12 protein-coding genes are annotated in these 15,641 nt (G+C 67.2%); 2 read left to right on the forward strand and 10 right to left on the reverse strand.

Features of this window, described 5'->3' with window-relative positions; all coding sequences use genetic code 11:
- The first annotated feature begins 21 nt into the window (after window positions 1-21).
- On the forward strand, window positions 22-1,224 hold the full coding sequence (gene sucB, locus AC5P5R_RS06475; RefSeq protein ID WP_005410272.1) for a dihydrolipoyllysine-residue succinyltransferase: 1,203 nt from the start codon (window positions 22-24) through the stop codon (window positions 1,222-1,224).
- A 63-nt stretch (window positions 1,225-1,287) separates the two neighbouring features.
- Window positions 1,288-2,724 (forward strand): dihydrolipoyl dehydrogenase, encoded by a 1,437-nt coding sequence (gene lpdA / locus AC5P5R_RS06480; protein WP_164281504.1) that lies wholly within the window; start codon window positions 1,288-1,290, stop codon window positions 2,722-2,724.
- 161 nt (window positions 2,725-2,885) lie between these two features.
- Here the strand turns inward: lpdA and AC5P5R_RS06485 are convergent, their stop codons facing one another.
- The 10 genes from AC5P5R_RS06485 to AC5P5R_RS06530 all read right to left on the reverse strand — a co-directional run bounded on the left by AC5P5R_RS06485 (window position 2,886) and on the right by AC5P5R_RS06530 (window position 15,554).
- Entirely contained in the window at window positions 2,886-3,131 is a 246-nt protein-coding gene (locus AC5P5R_RS06485; RefSeq protein ID WP_005410274.1) for a hypothetical protein, read from the reverse strand.
- A complete protein-coding gene (locus AC5P5R_RS06490) occupies window positions 3,128-3,340 on the reverse strand; it encodes a hypothetical protein (protein WP_005410275.1) in 213 nt (70 codons plus the stop codon). The genes AC5P5R_RS06485 and AC5P5R_RS06490 overlap by 4 nt, the downstream gene beginning before the upstream one ends.
- Before the next feature lie 168 nt (window positions 3,341-3,508).
- Window positions 3,509-5,098: an alkaline phosphatase D family protein gene (locus tag AC5P5R_RS06495; RefSeq protein WP_099498128.1), complete on the reverse strand. Its 1,590-nt coding sequence runs from the start codon at window positions 5,096-5,098 to the stop codon at window positions 3,509-3,511.
- Window positions 5,098-7,341, reverse strand: coding sequence for a TonB-dependent receptor family protein (locus tag AC5P5R_RS06500; RefSeq protein WP_060380295.1), 2,244 nt, complete (start codon window positions 7,339-7,341; stop codon window positions 5,098-5,100). The genes AC5P5R_RS06495 and AC5P5R_RS06500 overlap by 1 nt, the downstream gene beginning before the upstream one ends.
- 173 nt (window positions 7,342-7,514) lie before the next feature.
- Window positions 7,515-8,945, reverse strand: coding sequence for a replicative DNA helicase (locus AC5P5R_RS06505; RefSeq protein ID WP_005410278.1), 1,431 nt, complete (start codon window positions 8,943-8,945; stop codon window positions 7,515-7,517).
- Between the two features lie 317 nt (window positions 8,946-9,262).
- Entirely contained in the window at window positions 9,263-9,823 is a 561-nt protein-coding gene (locus AC5P5R_RS06510; RefSeq protein ID WP_005410279.1) for an NADPH-dependent FMN reductase, read from the reverse strand.
- Between the two features lie 66 nt (window positions 9,824-9,889).
- Complete coding sequence (gene asnB / locus AC5P5R_RS06515; protein ID WP_100438743.1) at window positions 9,890-11,833, reverse strand: asparagine synthase (glutamine-hydrolyzing); 1,944 nt, start codon at window positions 11,831-11,833, stop codon at window positions 9,890-9,892.
- Between the two features lie 3 nt (window positions 11,834-11,836).
- The gene (locus AC5P5R_RS06520; RefSeq protein WP_012480788.1) at window positions 11,837-14,116 is read right to left on the reverse strand and encodes a transketolase C-terminal domain-containing protein; all 2,280 of its coding nucleotides are present in this window, start codon (window positions 14,114-14,116) and stop codon (window positions 11,837-11,839) included.
- A 62-nt stretch (window positions 14,117-14,178) separates the two neighbouring features.
- On the reverse strand, window positions 14,179-14,835 hold the full coding sequence (locus AC5P5R_RS06525) for a glutathione S-transferase family protein (protein ID WP_005410282.1): 657 nt from the start codon (window positions 14,833-14,835) through the stop codon (window positions 14,179-14,181).
- 176 nt (window positions 14,836-15,011) lie between these two features.
- Complete coding sequence (locus AC5P5R_RS06530) at window positions 15,012-15,554, reverse strand: GNAT family N-acetyltransferase (protein ID WP_100438744.1); 543 nt, start codon at window positions 15,552-15,554, stop codon at window positions 15,012-15,014.
- Window positions 15,555-15,641 lie beyond the last annotated feature (87 nt).

Consider the following 15,641-nt stretch of genomic DNA (forward strand, 5'->3'; position numbering starts at 1 on the left):
ACAAACCAGGAAGCTCCCGCAATGGCCACCGAAGTCAAAGCCCCGGTACTGCCCGAATCCGTCGCCGACGGCACCATCGCCACCTGGCACAAGAAGGTGGGCGACGCCGTCAAGCGCGACGAAAACCTGCTTGACCTGGAAACCGACAAGGTCGTCCTGGAAGTGCCGTCGCCGGTCGACGGCGTGCTGAAGGAAATCAAGTTCGCCGAAGGCTCGACCGTGACCTCCAGCCAGGTCGTGGCGATCATCGAAGAAGGCGCCGTGGCTGCTGCCCCGGCTCCGGCTGCCGAAGCCGCTCCGGCTGCAGCCGCTGCCCCGGCCGCTGCTGCTCCGGCCGCTGCCGCCGCTCCGGCCCCGGCCGCCAAGTCGGCCGCCGATGCGCTGCCGCCGGGCGCCCGCTTCACCGCCATCACCGAAGGCGTGAACCCGGCCGACGTCGACGGCACCGGCCGTCGCGGCGCGGTGACCAAGGAAGACATCGTCAACTTCGCCCGCAACGGCGGCGCCGGCAAGGCCGGTGGTGCACGTCCGGAAGAGCGCGTGCCGATGACCCGCATCCGCAAGCGCATTGCCGAGCGCCTGATGGAGTCGAAGAACTCCACCGCCATGCTGACCACCTTCAACGAAGTCGACCTGTCCAAGGTGTCGGCGGCGCGCAAGGAACTGCAGGACGAGTTCGTCAAGGCCCACGGCATCAAGCTGGGCTTCATGAGCTTCTTCGTGAAGGCCGCCGCCAACGCGCTGCAGCGCTTCCCGCTGGTCAACGCCTCGATCGACGGCGACGACATCATCTACCACGGCTACTCGGACATCTCGATCGCCGTCTCGACCGAAAAGGGCCTGGTCACCCCGGTCCTGCGCAATGTCGAGCGCATGTCGTTCGCCGACATCGAGAAGACCATCGCCGACTACGCCAAGAAGGCGCGTGACGGCAAGCTGGGCCTGGATGAACTGCAGGGCGGTACCTTCACCGTGACCAACGGCGGCACCTTCGGTTCGCTGCTGTCGACCCCGATCATCAACCCGCCGCAGAGCGCCATCCTGGGCATGCACGCCATCAAGGAGCGTCCGATCGCCCAGAACGGCCAGGTCGTGATCGCGCCGATGATGTACCTGGCGCTGTCGTACGACCACCGCATCATCGACGGCAAGGATTCGGTGCAGTTCCTGGTGGACATCAAGAACCAGCTGGAAAACCCGGGCCGCATGCTGTTCGGCCTGTAAGACACCTCCCGCCCCTCCGCGCCTGCGCGGAGGGGTTCTGGTAATGCATCAAGGAATAATTCAATGGCTGAACAATTCGACGTCGTCGTCATCGGTGCCGGCCCGGCCGGTTACCACGCTGCCATCCGCGCGGCCCAGCTGGGCCTGAAGACCGCCTGCATCGACGCGGCGCTGGGCAAGGAGGGCAAGCCGGCCCTCGGCGGCACCTGCCTGCGCGTGGGCTGCATCCCGTCCAAGGCGCTGCTGGATTCCTCGCGCCAGTTCTGGAACATGGGCCACATCTTTGGCGACCACGGCATCAGCTTCAAGGATGCCAAGATCGACGTCGAGGCGATGGTTGGCCGCAAGGACAAGATCGTCAAGCAGTTCACCGGCGGCATCGGCATGCTGTTCAAGGCCAACAAGGTCGCTGCCTATTATGGTTTTGGCGAGCTGCAGCCGGGCAACGTGGTCAAGGTCACCCAGCATGACGGTTCCATCGTCGAGCTGAAGGGCACCAACGTCATCATCGCGGCCGGTTCGGATTCGATCGAACTGCCGTTCGCCAAGTTCGACGGCGAGACCATCGTCGACAACGTCGGCGGCCTGGACTTCACCGAAGTGCCGAACCGCCTGGCGGTGATCGGCGCCGGCGTCATCGGCCTGGAACTGGGCAGCGTGTGGAAGCGCCTGGGCGCGGAAGTCACCATCCTCGAAGCCATGCCGGAGTTCCTGGCGGCTGCCGACGCCGAAGTGGCCAAGACCGCTGCCAAGGAATTCAAGAAGCAGGGCCTGGACATCAAGCTCAATGCCAAGGTTTCCAAGACCGAGATCACCGGCAAGGGCAAGAAGAAGGAAGTCATCGTCACCTACACCGACGCTGAAGGCGAAAAGACCCTGACCGTGGACAAGCTGCTGGTGGCCGTTGGCCGTCGCGCCGCCACCAAGGGCCTGCTGGCCGAAGGCACCGGCGTCAAGATCAACGAGCGCGGCCAGATCGAAGTCGACGCGCACTGCCACACCGGCGTCAACGGCGTGTGGGCGGTCGGCGACTGCGTGCGCGGCCCGATGCTGGCGCACAAGGGCTTCGAGGAAGGCATCGCGGTGGCTGAGCTGATCGCCGGCCTGCCGGGCCACGTCAACTTCGACACCATCCCGTGGGTCATCTACACCGAGCCGGAACTGGCGTGGGTCGGCAAGACCGAAGCCCAGCTGAAGGCCGAAGGCATCCCTTACAAGGCCGGCAGCTTCCCGTTCGCCGCCAACGGCCGTGCCGTGGCGATGATCGAGCCGGCGGGCTTCGTGAAGATCCTGGCCCATGCCGAAACCGATCGCATCCTCGGCATGCACCTGGTCGGCGCCAACGTCTCCGAGCTGGTGCACGAAGGCGTGCTGACCATGGAGTTCAGTGGCTCGGCCGATGACCTGGCCCGCATCTGCCACGCCCACCCGTCGCTGTCGGAAGTGATCCACGACGCGGCGATGGCGGTCAGCAAGCGCGCCATCCACAAGGCGAACTGATCGGCATCATGGTCGGTGCCGACCGTTGGTCGGCACTCACCTGCAGACGAAAAACCCCGCCTTGGCGGGGTTTTTTGTTGCCCGTTTTCCTGCAGAGCCAAGCCCATGCTCGGCTCTCCGGTCGGCAGCCGCGGAGGGTGAAGCCGAGCGTGGGCTCGGTTCTACACCTTTCCAGCCGGCTTCTTCGGCGGATCGTCACAGATGCGGTGCTGGGCCACGGTTTCACCGGCCTTCCACTCCTTCACCACCCGGCAGCGCTCCTTGGGTTTGACCGCCTTGGCCGCTGCCGCATCCGCCTCATCGGCAGCGGCGGCCTGCTGGCGTTCCAGCCATGCGGACGGCGGGACCGGTGTGGCCAGTGCCGGCCCCGCGAGCAATGCCAGCGCGACCAGCAACACAGCCCTCATGCCGCCACCGGGCCGCCGCCGAGCAGGCGCGCGGGCAGCATGAACAGCGCGCGCAGGAACGCAAACAGCGCCGAGAAGGTGATGCCGACCAGGCGGAACGGCAGGCTCAGCAGCCACACGAACGGCCAGGCGATCAGGGCGAGGATCGCCAGCGGCCAGCACAGCACGAACAGCAGGCACCACACACCGAGCGCGAACAGGGTCTTCATCACGGTCTCCTTGTGGCGGCACCTTGCCGCCTGCGGACACCTTGGCGCCCCGCTCTGGCCGCCCGCAAACGGTTTGCGACGAAACCCGGCTCGGGGCGATGAATCCGGTGGTGGGGAAACCGAAGATTGATCAGGTTGCCGGCCAGCGGTCGGCACGACCGAACGGATTCACACCGGCACTGCGCCCGGGCGGCCGTGGGTGACCTGGAAGCGCGCCGCAGTGCGCACCGGCGCATCCGCGCGCAGCACGCTGTCGGCGAAGCGCAGCTCCGCATCCACGGTCTGCCGGTTCAGCTGCAGCTTCCACCAGCCGCGGCGGTCACCGTCGAAATAGCGGATGTGCGGGTTCTGCGCTATCGACGGCCCATAGTACGGCCCGTACGGTGTGTCGTCGCCGCCGCTGCTGATCGCCGGCGCGATGAATTCGGTGGCGACGACCGGCGCGCTGGCCGCGTCGAAATCCAGCTTCAGGTCGTTGACGAAGGTGGAATGCCAGTCACCACCGAGCACGATGGCATTGCCCTGCCCGCCTGCCTGCATCGCCTGCAGCAACCGCTTGCGTGCGGCGGGATAGCCGTCCCAGGCATCGTTCCAGAAGCGCTCTCGCGCCGTGCCGCCGTCCAGCCGCAGCTGCGCCATCAGCAGCTGCTGCACCACCACGTTCCAGCGCGTGCCGCGTGCGGCCGCCATCGACTGCGCGAACCAGGCTTCCTGGCCCACGCCCAGCATGCTAATGCGTGGATCCAACGCAGCGTCGCAGCGCGGCGACTCGCCCACCCCGCAGGGATTGGCCGGACGGAACTGGCGGCAGTCGAGCAGCGCAAGCTGTGCCAGATCGCCGTAACGCAGGCGCCGATGCACGCGCAGGCCACCGTTGCCCGCAGGCGTACTACGCATCGGCAGGTGTTCGTAGAACGCGCGGTAGGCCGCCGCGCGGCGAACGATGAAGTCCTCCGTCGAGACGCCGGGCTTCTCCGGATGGATGCCCGAGTAATCGTTCTGCACTTCGTGGTCGTCCCAGATCACCGCGAACGCGTGGGCGGCGTGCGCGGCCTGCAGATCGGGATCGAGCTTGTACAGCGCGTACTGGTCGCGGTAGCGCTCCAGGCCGACGGTCTCGCCACTGAAGCGTTCCGCATCCAGCGTGAGACCACGCGCGTTCTGCAGTGGGCTGTACTCGTACAGGTAGTCACCGGCATGCAGCACCAGGTCGACATCACTCTTTGCGATATCGCGCAGCACCGGGTAGTAGCCACTGTTCCAGGCCTGGCAGGTGCACAGGGCCAGCCGCAGCTGCTGCAGCTGCGTGTCGGGCAGCGGCGCGGTGCGGAAGTGGCCGACCGCGCTTTCCTCGTCACCGTCGCAGGCAAAACGGTAGTAGTAGTCGCGGCCTGGGCGCAGGCCATTGACCTCCACGTGCACCGAATGGGCCAGCTCGGGCACCGCCGCGGCGACGCCACGCTGCACCAGCCGGCGCATGCCCGGGTCTTCGGCCACGAACCAGCGCACCGGCACCGCCCGCGATGGCATGCCGCCGCCGTTGAGCGGGTCCGGCGCCAGACGCGTCCACAGTACGGCTCCCTGCGGATCCGGATCGCCGGCGGCGACGCCCAGGGTGAACGGATCACGCCCCAACCGCGGGCGTGGGCCGGCCGTGGCCAGCCCCGGCATCGCCGCCAGTGCGATCGCCGCCCCCGTGCCCTGCCACGCCATGCGCAACAGGCGACGACGGCTTTCCGGATCGACGGGGCCGCGCATCAGAAGTGCACGGTGGCGGTGGCCATCACCTGCCGCGGCGCGCCAACCTGCATGGTCGCCAGGCTGCGGGTCGGGTCGGCGGCGTAGGTGCCGTTGGTGTTGATCGAGGACAGGTAGCGCTTGTCGGTCAGGTTGGTCAGGTTCAGCGCCACGGTCAGGTTCTGCGCCGGGCCGAGCTTGCCGAAGTCATAGGCCACCGAAGCGTTGACCAGCCAGTAGCTGGGCACCGACACGTCGTTGGTATAGGTCACGTAACGCTTGCCGACATGGTTGGCGGCCAGGCGCAGGTCCCACGGGCCCGGGGTCCAGGCCAGGGTGCTGGCGAACATCCATTCCGGGGTGTCGACGGTCTTCTTGCCGCGGGTCGGCACCACGCCGTTGTTGACGTAGTCGTTGTCGTAGGTGCTGTCATTCCACGACAGCGCGTTGGACCAGGACAGGTCCTGCATCGGCTTCAGCTGCAGGGTCGCCTCGGCGCCGCGGCTGGTTACCGAACCGACGTTGGAGAACAGCGCCGGGCAACCGAGGATGCCCACGCACTGCGCGATGGCCAGCAGACGGTTGTCGAACTTGACGTCGTACACCGCTACCGAGGCTTCATAGCCCTGGCCGTAGCCGCGCCAGCCCAGCTCGATGGTGCGCGACTGTTCCGGTTTCAGGTTCTTCGCGCTGGCATCGAAGGCGGCCTGCGGCACGTTGAACGGGCTGCCCACGCCCAGCGCGTAGGCGGCCACGTTCTTGGCGAACGAGCCGAAGATCTCGTTGCCCTCGTTGAGCTTGAAGTTGAAGCCCGCCTGCGGGAGCAGGCCCTTCTTCGAGGTCAGGCTGCTGTTGTTGGCATAGCTGCCCAGCGGCGTGCGCACGCGGGTGCGGGTGTGCGGCGACTTCGCGCCGATGTCGATGGTCAGGCGGTCATCGAACAGGCGGAAGCGGTCCTGCACGTAGAACTGGCGGGTGATGGTGGTGTAGCGCTGGTGCCACACGCGCTGGTCCGGATTGCGCAGGAAGAAGTCGTCGGTGATCGGGCCGTCGATGTAGTAGAAGTTGCGCTGCACGCTGTGGCCGTTGTCTTCGTACCACAGGCCCGCCTCCAGTTCGTGGCCCGCCACGTTCCAGGTGAACGCCGAGGTCACGCCGGTGCGGTCAATCGCATACTCGGTGGTGCGGATCGAGATCGGGATCTCGCGGCTGGTGCCCGGGTTGGACGGATTGGACGGGCTGAACCAGTGGCCCTGGCCACGGTTGCTGTGGTTGTAGACGTTGACCTTCAGGCGCATCGACTCGTTCAGGCCGAAATCACCGGCAATGCTGGACACATCGTCATTGCGCAGGCCGTGACCGGAGTAATAGGCGTCCCACGGGCTGTTGACGCCACCACTGTACTTTCCGCGTGCAGCAGCCACCGCGCGATCCCAGTCCGGCGCGTAGTTGTCCCAGTCCCAGCCGAGGCGATCGATCATCTCCAGCGACAGGTCCTGGTAGTCGGCCTCGACGCGGCGCGAAGCGTTGAACAGCGCGGTGATCCTGCTGTCCGTGCCGAAGTTGTAGGTGGCCTTGCCGTTGAACTGCTTCAGTTCCTGCGAGCCCTTGCCCTTCCACTTGTCGCCTTCGGAATACACGCCGGACAGGTAAGCGGCAAAGCCCTGGTGGTCGCCGGTATCGAGGCGTGCATAGCTGCGGCGCGCATTGTCGCTGCCGAAGCTCTGTGCCAGCACGACCCCATATTCGGTGGACGGATCGATCGAGTAGAACTGGAACACGCCGCCGAGGTTGCTGGTGGACGGCGTACCCAGCGCACCAATGCCGGTGGAGACCTCCGCACCGCCCAGGTTCTCGCTGATCACCGCGCGGCTGATGTGCAGGCCGTTGCTGTTGCCGTAGGCCATGTTGCCCAGCGGAATGCCATCGAGGGTGTAGCCCAGGCGATTCTGGTTGAAGCCACGCAGGCTGATGCTGGTGGACCATTCGTAGGCGCCGGTGGCATCGGCCGATTCGAAATGCACGCCCGGCTTGGCCGCCAGCAGCTTCAGCGGGTTGGCACCGGGCGGCAGGACCTTCATGTCCTCGGCGGTCACGCGCTGCACCTGGCGGGCTTCGCCGCGGCCGATCACCGAGATCGAATCGAGGGTCGTGGCCGACTGCGCGTCGGTCGCCGGGGCGGTTTCAGCGACAGCCAGCGACGGCAGCGAAGCACAGACCAGCAGGGCCAGCAGATTGCGGCGAAGCGGAGCGTGGGACGGCATGGAGGCGGATTCCTTGGGCACGCTGGACGCCGAAGGGCGGCGTCGAAGAGCAGCAGCGGCGGAATCGTAGAAGCCTCGCGTTACATGTCATTTACACGCCACGTACGGAAGATTGGCGTTCTGAATGGTTTGCCAGCCGTGGGGTGGTTGCCGGCCAGCGGCCGGCACTACGGTTATTCGAATGAGCCGACCGAGTCGTGGGCCAGGTTGTCGAAGCGGGTGTACTCACCGAAGAACTTCAGCTTGCACGATCCGGTCGGGCCACCACGGTGCTTGCCGATGATGATCTCGGCCAGGCCCTTGTCCGGCGAATTTTCCTTGTTGTAGTAATCGTCGCGGTAGATGAACACGATCATGTCCGCGTCCTGCTCGATTGCGCCCGATTCGCGAAGGTCGGCCATCACCGGGCGCTTGTCGGTACGTGTTTCCAGCGAGCGGTTGAGCTGCGACAGCGCGATCACCGGCACGTGCAGTTCCTTGGCCAGGCCCTTCAGCGAACGCGAGATCTCCGAGATTTCGGTGGCGCGGTTTTCACTGTTGCCCGGCACGCTCATCAGCTGCAGGTAATCGATCACCACCAGGCCCAGGTCGTGCTCGCGCTTGAGCCGGCGGCACTTGGAACGCAGCACTTCCGGCGACACGCCCGGCGTATCGTCGATGAAGATCTTGGTTTCCTTCAGCATCTTGATTGCGCTGGTGACGCGGCTCCAGTCTTCATCTTCCAGCTGGCCGGTACGCAGGCGCTGCGCGTTGATGCGGCCGTTGGAGGAGATCAGGCGCATCGCCAGCTGCGAGGCCGACATTTCCATCGAGAACACCGCCACGCCCTTCTTCGACTTGATCGCCGCGTACTCGGCGATGTTCAGTGCAAAAGTCGTCTTGCCCATGGCCGGGCGCGCGGCGAGGATGATCAGGTCGGTCGGCTGCAGGCCGGCAGTCATCGCATCGAAGTCGTTGTAGCCGGTCGGCAGGCCGGTGATGTTGCCGCCGTTCTCGAAGCGGTTGCGCAGTTCCTCGAAGGCATCCTTCAGCGCGCCAGGCATCGCCACGAAGTCGGTACGGCCGCGTGCACCCTGTTCAGCGATGGCGAACACGCTCTTCTCCGCAGAGGCCAGCAGCTCACTGCTGTCACGGCCCTCAGGCTGGAAGCCATCGTTGACGATGTCGGTGCCGACCTGGATCAGCTGCCGCAGCACGGCCTTGTCACGCACGATCTCGGCATAGGCCACGATGTTGGCCGCCGACGGCGTGGTGCTCGCCAGCTCGATCAGGTAGGCACCATCGCCCACCAGCTCCAGCTTGCCCTGTGATTCGAACCACTCGCCCAGGGTCACCGCGTCGAACGGCCGCTCGCGCTCGGACAGCTCACGGATCGCGCGGTAGATCATCTGGTGATCGCGGCGGTAGAAATCGCCCTCGGTCAGCTGGTCGTTGACCCGGTCGTAGGCCTCCGGCGCCAGCATCAGGCCACCCAGCACCGCCTGCTCGGCTTCCACCGAATGCGGCGGAACGCGCAACTGGTCGATACGCGATTCATCGCGATCACGATCAAAGCCATCACCGCGCTCTCTGCGGTTGGAACGGAAGCCGGAACGAGCGGACATGCTGCGGTGTTTCCTGCAAAAGTGGGCCGGACGAGTGTAGGCATGCGCCGACCCCGGCAGCCATGGACAAGCCTGTGGATAAGCCGTGGAGAAACGGGGGATATCCGCCAGTGCCTGGCCACTCTGGCGCGGGGGCGTCGCAGTGCCTGCGACGGGCGCCGTTGCGGCGCCCGGGTGGGTCATTATCGCAGATCAGGCGGCCAGGGTCGGATTCCGTGCAGCGCAAGGGCTCCGGTGCTCAGCGGAACGTGGGGCCAGGGCCCGCCGCTGCGCGCCGGGATCCGACCCGCGGCCTGGCTGCTGCTACCCCATCGGTCTCAGTCGCCCTTCACATGCACCGCGATCAGTGCCAGGAACCGGTCCACGTAGCCCTGCAGGAATTTCTGCGTGCCCTCGTTGTGGATCGTGCCGTCGGCGTCGATCAGGCCGTCCTTGAAATGGATGAACGCCTCGGGCTGGCCGAGCACGTGCATGTCCAGGAAGGCCAGGCTGTTGCGCAGGTGCTGCTGGGCCACGGCGGTGCCGATCTGGCCGATGGAGGCGCCGATCACCGCCGCCGGCTTGCCGGCAAACGCACTGTCACCGTAGGGGCGCGAGCCGATGTCGATGGCGTTCTTCAGCACGCCCGGCACCGACCGGTTGTATTCGGGGGTCACGAACAGCACCGCGTCGGCGGCGCGCACCTGATCCTTCAGCCGGGTGCCCTGAGGCGGGTACTGGCCATCGAAATCCTGGTCGTACAGCGGTAGATCACCAATCTGCACGTACTGGAAGCGCGCGCGGTCGCCAGCGATCTTCTCCAGCGCATGGGCCAGCTTGCGGTTGCAGGAATCCTTGCGCAGGCTGCCGACGAACACGGCGATGGTGGGGACGGACATAGGGACATACTCCTCACGGTGCGGGAGGCCCAGCCTAGACGCCGGGCCCGTGCCGTCCGGTGAAGATCAGCCCCCGGTCACGCGGGCCCGCACCTGCCGCCAATGCGCCTGCCAGGCCTGGAACATCAGCACGTTCCACAGGTGGGTATGCCACTTGCGCTGGCCGCCCAGGAACTGCTGCCACAGCGGCTGCACCGCCGCCGCCGACAGCACGCCTTCGCGCTCCAGGCGCGCCGGCTGCAACAGATCCTCGGCCCACGGCCGCAGGTCGCCCTTCAGCCAGTCGCTGACCGGCGCGCCGAACCCGCGCTTGGGCCGGTGCACCATTGACTGCGGCACGTAGCGGCCAAGCACGCGCTTGAGCAGCACCTTGCTGGTGGTTTCGCTGCGCTTGAAGCCCAGCGGCAGCGACCAGGCGAACTCGGCCACGCGCCAGTCCAGCAGCGGCGCGCGTGCCTCCAGGCTGACCGCCATCGAGGTGCGGTCGACCTTGCAGAGCAGGTCATCCGGCAGGTAGGTCACGTAATCGGCCAGCATCATCGCGTCGGCCGGCGTGCCGGCACCGTGCAGCGGATCGGCCAGGTCGTAGAAGCTGCCGGCGGCCTGTGCGCCGGGCACTGCCGCGGCGGGGTCGCGCCAGCGCGAGATGCGGTTGCGGTACACGTCGCCAATGCCTCGCGCGCCGGACTCGGCCAACAGCGCGGCCAGTCCGCCGGTCCGCGAGGCCTCGCCCTGGTGCTGCGCGCGCGCGCCCATCCAGCGTCGCAGCGGGCCCGGCACGCGGCCCAGCATCTGCCAGTTGCGCAGCGCGCGCACGTAGCGGGTATAGCCGAAGAACAGCTCATCACCGCCGTCGCCAGACAACGCCACGGTCACGCCCTGCCGCGCCAGCCGGGCGACCAGCGCGGTTGGCACCTGCGAGGCATCGGCAAAGGGTTCGTCGAACATTGCCGGCAGCTGCGGCACGACTGCCAGTGCATCCGCGCCGCTGACGTAGAGCTCGGTGTGGTCGCAGCCCAGATGCGTGGCCAGTTCCCTGGCCAGCGGTGCCTCGTCGTGGCCCGAATCGGTGAAACCGATGCTGAAGCTGTGCACCGGCTGCCCGCTCTGCGCCTGCATCAGCGCCGCCACCAGCGACGAATCGGTACCGCCGGACAGGAACACGCCCACCGGCACGTCGGCCACCATGCGCAGCGCCACCGCGTCGCGCAGCAGCCCGTCCAGCTGCTCCTCTGCTTCCTCGATGCGGCCCTGGAACGGCGCAGCCAGTGCCGCCTGCATGCGTGCACGCGCATCCCAGTACGGGCGCTGCGCCTGCTCCGGGCGATGCGCCGATGCACCCGCCGCCACGGCTTCGGCGTCCAGGCGCAGCACGCGGCCGGGCATCAGCTTGTAGCAGCGCTGGTGGATGCTGTGCGGGGCCGGAATGTAATCCAACCGCAGCAACAGGGTCAGCGCGTCGCGGTCGATGTCGTTGTCGAACGCCGGGTGCTGCCACAGCGCTTTCAGTTCGGAACCGAACACCAGGGTGTCACCGGCCCAGCCGTAGTACAGCGGCTTCTTGCCAACGCGGTCGCGTGCCAGCCACAGGCACTGCGCCTGGCGGTCCCACAGCGCGATGGCGAACATGCCGTTGCAACGCTGCAGGGTTTCTTCCATGCCCCACTGCAGGATCGCCGCGAGCAGCACTTCGGTGTCGGAATGGCCACGGAAAGCATGCCCCAGCGGCTCCAGTTCGGCACGCAGGGCGGCGAAGTTGTAGACCTCGCCGTTGTAGGCCATCACGTACCGACCATCGGACGAGGCCATCGGCTGGTGGCCCAGCGGCGACAGATCGAGAATGCTCAGCCGACGGTGCGCCAGCGCGATGCCTGCCCCGGCATCGACCCAGCTGCCGCCATCATCCGGCCCGCGGTGGTGCAGCGCCTCGCCCATGGCCAGGACCTGCGCCTGCAGCACCTCGGCCGACGCCACCGGCGCCGGCAACAACATTCCCGCCAATCCACACATGCATCAAGGTTCCTGCGCCAGTTCAAGGGCGGCGCCAATCACCGCATTGTCGCTTGGAAGCCCGAACATTGCTGCCCCTGCCAGCGGGGTATAGGTATCGGCGCCGCAGACCCGGCGCAGCGGCAGGTGGCCGAAACCGGCCTCGACCAGTGCGGTGACCACGCCCTCGCCCACCCCTCCACTGTGGCGGCCCTCGTCCAGCACCAGCACGCGCCGTGCGCTGGCGGCCTGGCTGGCGATGAAGCCGGCATCCAGCGGCACCAGCCAGCGCAGGTCGACCACCCGTACCTGCCAGCCCAGCTGCTGTTCGATGGCCCGCGCTGCGCGCAGCGCCATCGGCACGCCATTGCCGTAGGTGTACACCACCAGGTCGCCAGCCTCCGGCCCGTAAACACGGCCTTCGCCCGGCACCAGTGCCCGGCCCTGGGCCGGGTAGTCGAACAGCCACTGGCCATCGCCCGGCTCATGCAGGTCCTTGCTCATGTACAGCGCGATCGGCTCCAGGAACACCGCCACGCGCCCATCCACCCGGGCCAGCGCCGCCAGCGTGCGCAGCATCATCACCGCATCGTCGCCGCGCGATGGGCAGCCGACCACCAGCCCGGGGATGTCGCGCAGGGCGGTGACCGAGTTGTCGTTGTGGAAATGGCCGCCGAAACCCTTCTGGTAGCCCAGCCCGGCCACCCGCACCAGCATCGGGTTGCGGTACTGGTCGTTGGAGAAGAACTGCAGCGAACAGGCTTCGCCACGCAGCTGGTCGATGGCGTTGTGCAGGTAGGCCAGGTACTGGATCTCCGGGATCGGCAGCATGCCCATGTTGGCCAGGCCCTGCGCCATGCCCAGGATCATGGTCTCGTCCAGCAGGGTGTTGAAGACCCGGCGCGGCCCGAAGCGGCGCAGCAGATCCTTGGTGACGGTGTAGACACCGCCCTTCTGCGCCACGTCCTCGCCGAACAGCAGGCTCTGCGGATACTTGGCCAGCAGCTCCTGCAGACCATGATTGATCTGGATTGCGAGATGCCGCGGCGCCTGTCGTTCCGGCAATGCCTCGGCACCGCCATAGAGTGCCTCGCGTGCTTCGGCAGCGACCTCGCGCTGCGCTTCGGCCTGCACCGCTGCAGGGGTGTACGGTGCCAGCGGCGCCATCACCTCCCGCAGCGACTGCAGCTTCGCACTGCCTTCGGCATCGGCGGCAGCGGCCATGCAGCGCGCGCGCATCGTTTCGTAGGCCACTTCGATGGCGGCCGCATCCATCCAGCCTGATTCCAGCGCGATCTGCGCCGAGCGCAGCAGCGGATCCTGCGCCTCGGCCGCGCACAGTTCCGGCAGCGCGCGCCATTCCACTTCAAAGTCGGTGCCGGCATGGCCCATCAGGCGCGTGGTGCGCAGATGCAGGAAGGTCGGCCGCCGCGTGCGCCGGCAGTGTTCCACCGCCGCCTGCACCTGGGCGTGCCCGGTGGCCAGGTCGAGGCCATCGGCAAAGAAATAGTCCAGCCCCGGCTGGTGGCTGAAGCGCTCGGCGATCCAGCCATCGGGGGTCTTCACCGAGATGCCCAGGCCGTTGTCCTCGCAGACGAACAGGATCGGCGCCGGTAGTTTCTGGTAGGCCGACCACATCGCGGTATTGAAGGCGGTCTGCGCGGTGGCGTGGTTGGCCGACGCATCGCCGAACGAGCACAGCACGATGCTGTCGGTGGGAATGGGCAGCGCCTGCCCCAGCCGCTTGCCACTCTCGATGGCCAGTGCGGTGCCCAGCGCTTTGGGCAGGTGCGACGCAATCGTCGAGGTCTGCGGCAGCACCCACAATGGCTTGCTGCCCCACACCTTGTGGCGGCCACCGCTGGCCGGATCATCCGCGCTGGCGGCGAAGGACAGTGCCGCATCGCGCAGCGGGTCGATGCCCGGCACCTGCCGCGAACGCTCGGCCATGAAGGCGCCGGAACGATAGTGCAGGAAGGCAGGATCGGTGTGCCGGCAGGCCCGCGCCAGCAGCGCGTTGCCTTCATGGCCGGACGAACCGATGGTGTAGAAGACCTTGTTCTGCACGCGCAGCACGCGCGCCATCAGGTCCAGCTGGCGACTGGCCAGCTGCGAGTCGAACAGTTCATCGAAGGCGGCAGCGGTGAGCGTACTGCCCGGCAGGATCGGAGCATCTGCCGCGGGTCGCGGGCGCGGCGTCCCGCGCCACCCGCGCACCGCCTCAAGGAAATTGACGTCGCACACCTCGGCGCGGTTGAGCCCCCGCATGCGCGCGGGAATCGGATCCGGAACCACAGCGAACATCGAACACCCTCCGTGTCGTTGTTGCGTTCCGCCCGGCAATACCGGGCGCTACCCTGTGGGCATCACGCCGCCTCGAAACGCGAGCGCACCTCGGCGGTCACCGCCGGCATCGGCAGGAAGCGCGGCTGCGCACGCACGCGCTGCAGCCAGGCGCGAACTTCCGGGAACGGCTCCAGGCTGATGCCGCCCTCGCCCGCCACATCGGTATAGGCAAACAGGGCGATATCGGCAATGCCGTATCCGCTGCCGGTGAACCACTGCGCTTCGCGCAGGTGCTGCTCCATCACCGCCAACGCGGTGGCGGCACGCTCGTGCAGGCGTGGCAGTTCGGCACGGCGTGGCGAGTCGGGCGCCGTCCAGCCCCGGATGAAGCGCGCTACCGCCACGCACGGCTCGTGCGTGTACTGCTCGAAGAACATCCAGCTCAACGCCTGCGCACGCTCCCATCCATCGCTGGGCAGGTAGGGCGTGCCTTCGGCCAGCCAGAACAGGATCGCGTTGGACTCGGTCAGCACGCGGCCGTCGTCGCGGACGATCAGCGGCACCTTGGCATTCGGGTTGAGCGCCAGGAATTCGGGCGTGTGGGTCTGGCCATGGGCACTGTCCACTTCCACCCAGCGGTAACGGCTGCCGAGCTGCTCAAGCAGCAGCCGGACCTTGTGGCAATTGCCCGAGACCGACATGCCATGCACCGTCAGCGGGACGCGCTCTTCCACCATTGCCTGCTCCATCGGATCCGGCCGGCGGCCGGCTGCGTGCAGTCTGGCAAGTGCGCCAGGGAATGCCAAGCGCGGATGCAGCATGGCACCCCGGTAGTGCCGGCCGCTGGCCGGCAATCGCACGAATCCTGCTGCAACGAGGTTGCCGGCCAGCGGCCGGCACTACCGGGTCACGTTCAGCGTGCACGCTGCTGCCACTGTTCGCGCGACTGGCCCCAGATCTGCATCGGTTTGTCGTTGTACGGCGGCGGCAGTTCGCCCATCCGCAGCAACGTGCTGCCCAGCTTGCGCGCGACCGCCCGCGAGTTGTCGTTGTTCTCGGCGATGGTATGGATCACCTCGTGCCAACCCAGCGTGTCGAAGGCCCAGTCGATCGCCGCGACTGCCGCTTCCGGCGCATAGCCCCGGCCCCAGCTGGCGCGGCGGATGCCCCAGCCGACCTCGGTACCCGGCCAGTCCTGCGGTTGCCAGGGGCCCATCCGCCCGATCCAGTCCCCGCTGGATTTTTCGATCACGCTGAACATCGAAAAGCCGAACAGCTGCCAGGCGCCAGCCAGGCTGCAGAAGCCGCGCCAGGCTACCGAAGGCGGCTGCACGCCACCGAGGGTGCGCATCGTTTCCTCGTCGGCGCAGAACGCCAGATAGGGTTCGTAGTCCTCGCGCAGCAGCGGACGCAGGATCAGGCGCTCGGTTTCCAGGCGCAGGTCGAAGATGCTCATGCCGACTCCATGTCGAAGGGGCCACCATGATGGTGGATTCCGCCTCCACACGGATGAATGCCCGCGCTCACAACGAAACGGGCCGGC

This window comes from Stenotrophomonas sp. YJH_SMC_19, from assembly GCF_059367915.1.

What these genes read in the sequence shown, in the direction of transcription:
- sucB (WP_005410272.1), top strand. Translation starts at nt 22, where the DNA reads ATGGCCACCGAAGTCAAAGCCCCGGTACTGCCCGAATCCGTCGCCGAC.
- lpdA (WP_164281504.1), top strand. Translation starts at nt 1,288, where the DNA reads ATGGCTGAACAATTCGACGTCGTCGTCATCGGTGCCGGCCCGGCCGGT.
- AC5P5R_RS06485 (WP_005410274.1), bottom strand. Translation starts at nt 3,131, where the DNA reads ATGAGGGCTGTGTTGCTGGTCGCGCTGGCATTGCTCGCGGGGCCGGCA.
- AC5P5R_RS06490 (WP_005410275.1), bottom strand. Translation starts at nt 3,340, where the DNA reads ATGAAGACCCTGTTCGCGCTCGGTGTGTGGTGCCTGCTGTTCGTGCTG.
- AC5P5R_RS06495 (WP_099498128.1), bottom strand. Translation starts at nt 5,098, where the DNA reads ATGCGCGGCCCCGTCGATCCGGAAAGCCGTCGTCGCCTGTTGCGCATG.
- AC5P5R_RS06500 (WP_060380295.1), bottom strand. Translation starts at nt 7,341, where the DNA reads ATGCCGTCCCACGCTCCGCTTCGCCGCAATCTGCTGGCCCTGCTGGTC.
- AC5P5R_RS06505 (WP_005410278.1), bottom strand. Translation starts at nt 8,945, where the DNA reads ATGTCCGCTCGTTCCGGCTTCCGTTCCAACCGCAGAGAGCGCGGTGAT.
- AC5P5R_RS06510 (WP_005410279.1), bottom strand. Translation starts at nt 9,823, where the DNA reads ATGTCCGTCCCCACCATCGCCGTGTTCGTCGGCAGCCTGCGCAAGGAT.
- asnB (WP_100438743.1), bottom strand. Translation starts at nt 11,833, where the DNA reads ATGTGTGGATTGGCGGGAATGTTGTTGCCGGCGCCGGTGGCGTCGGCC.
- AC5P5R_RS06520 (WP_012480788.1), bottom strand. Translation starts at nt 14,116, where the DNA reads ATGTTCGCTGTGGTTCCGGATCCGATTCCCGCGCGCATGCGGGGGCTC.
- AC5P5R_RS06525 (WP_005410282.1), bottom strand. Translation starts at nt 14,835, where the DNA reads ATGGTGGAAGAGCGCGTCCCGCTGACGGTGCATGGCATGTCGGTCTCG.
- AC5P5R_RS06530 (WP_100438744.1), bottom strand. Translation starts at nt 15,554, where the DNA reads ATGAGCATCTTCGACCTGCGCCTGGAAACCGAGCGCCTGATCCTGCGT.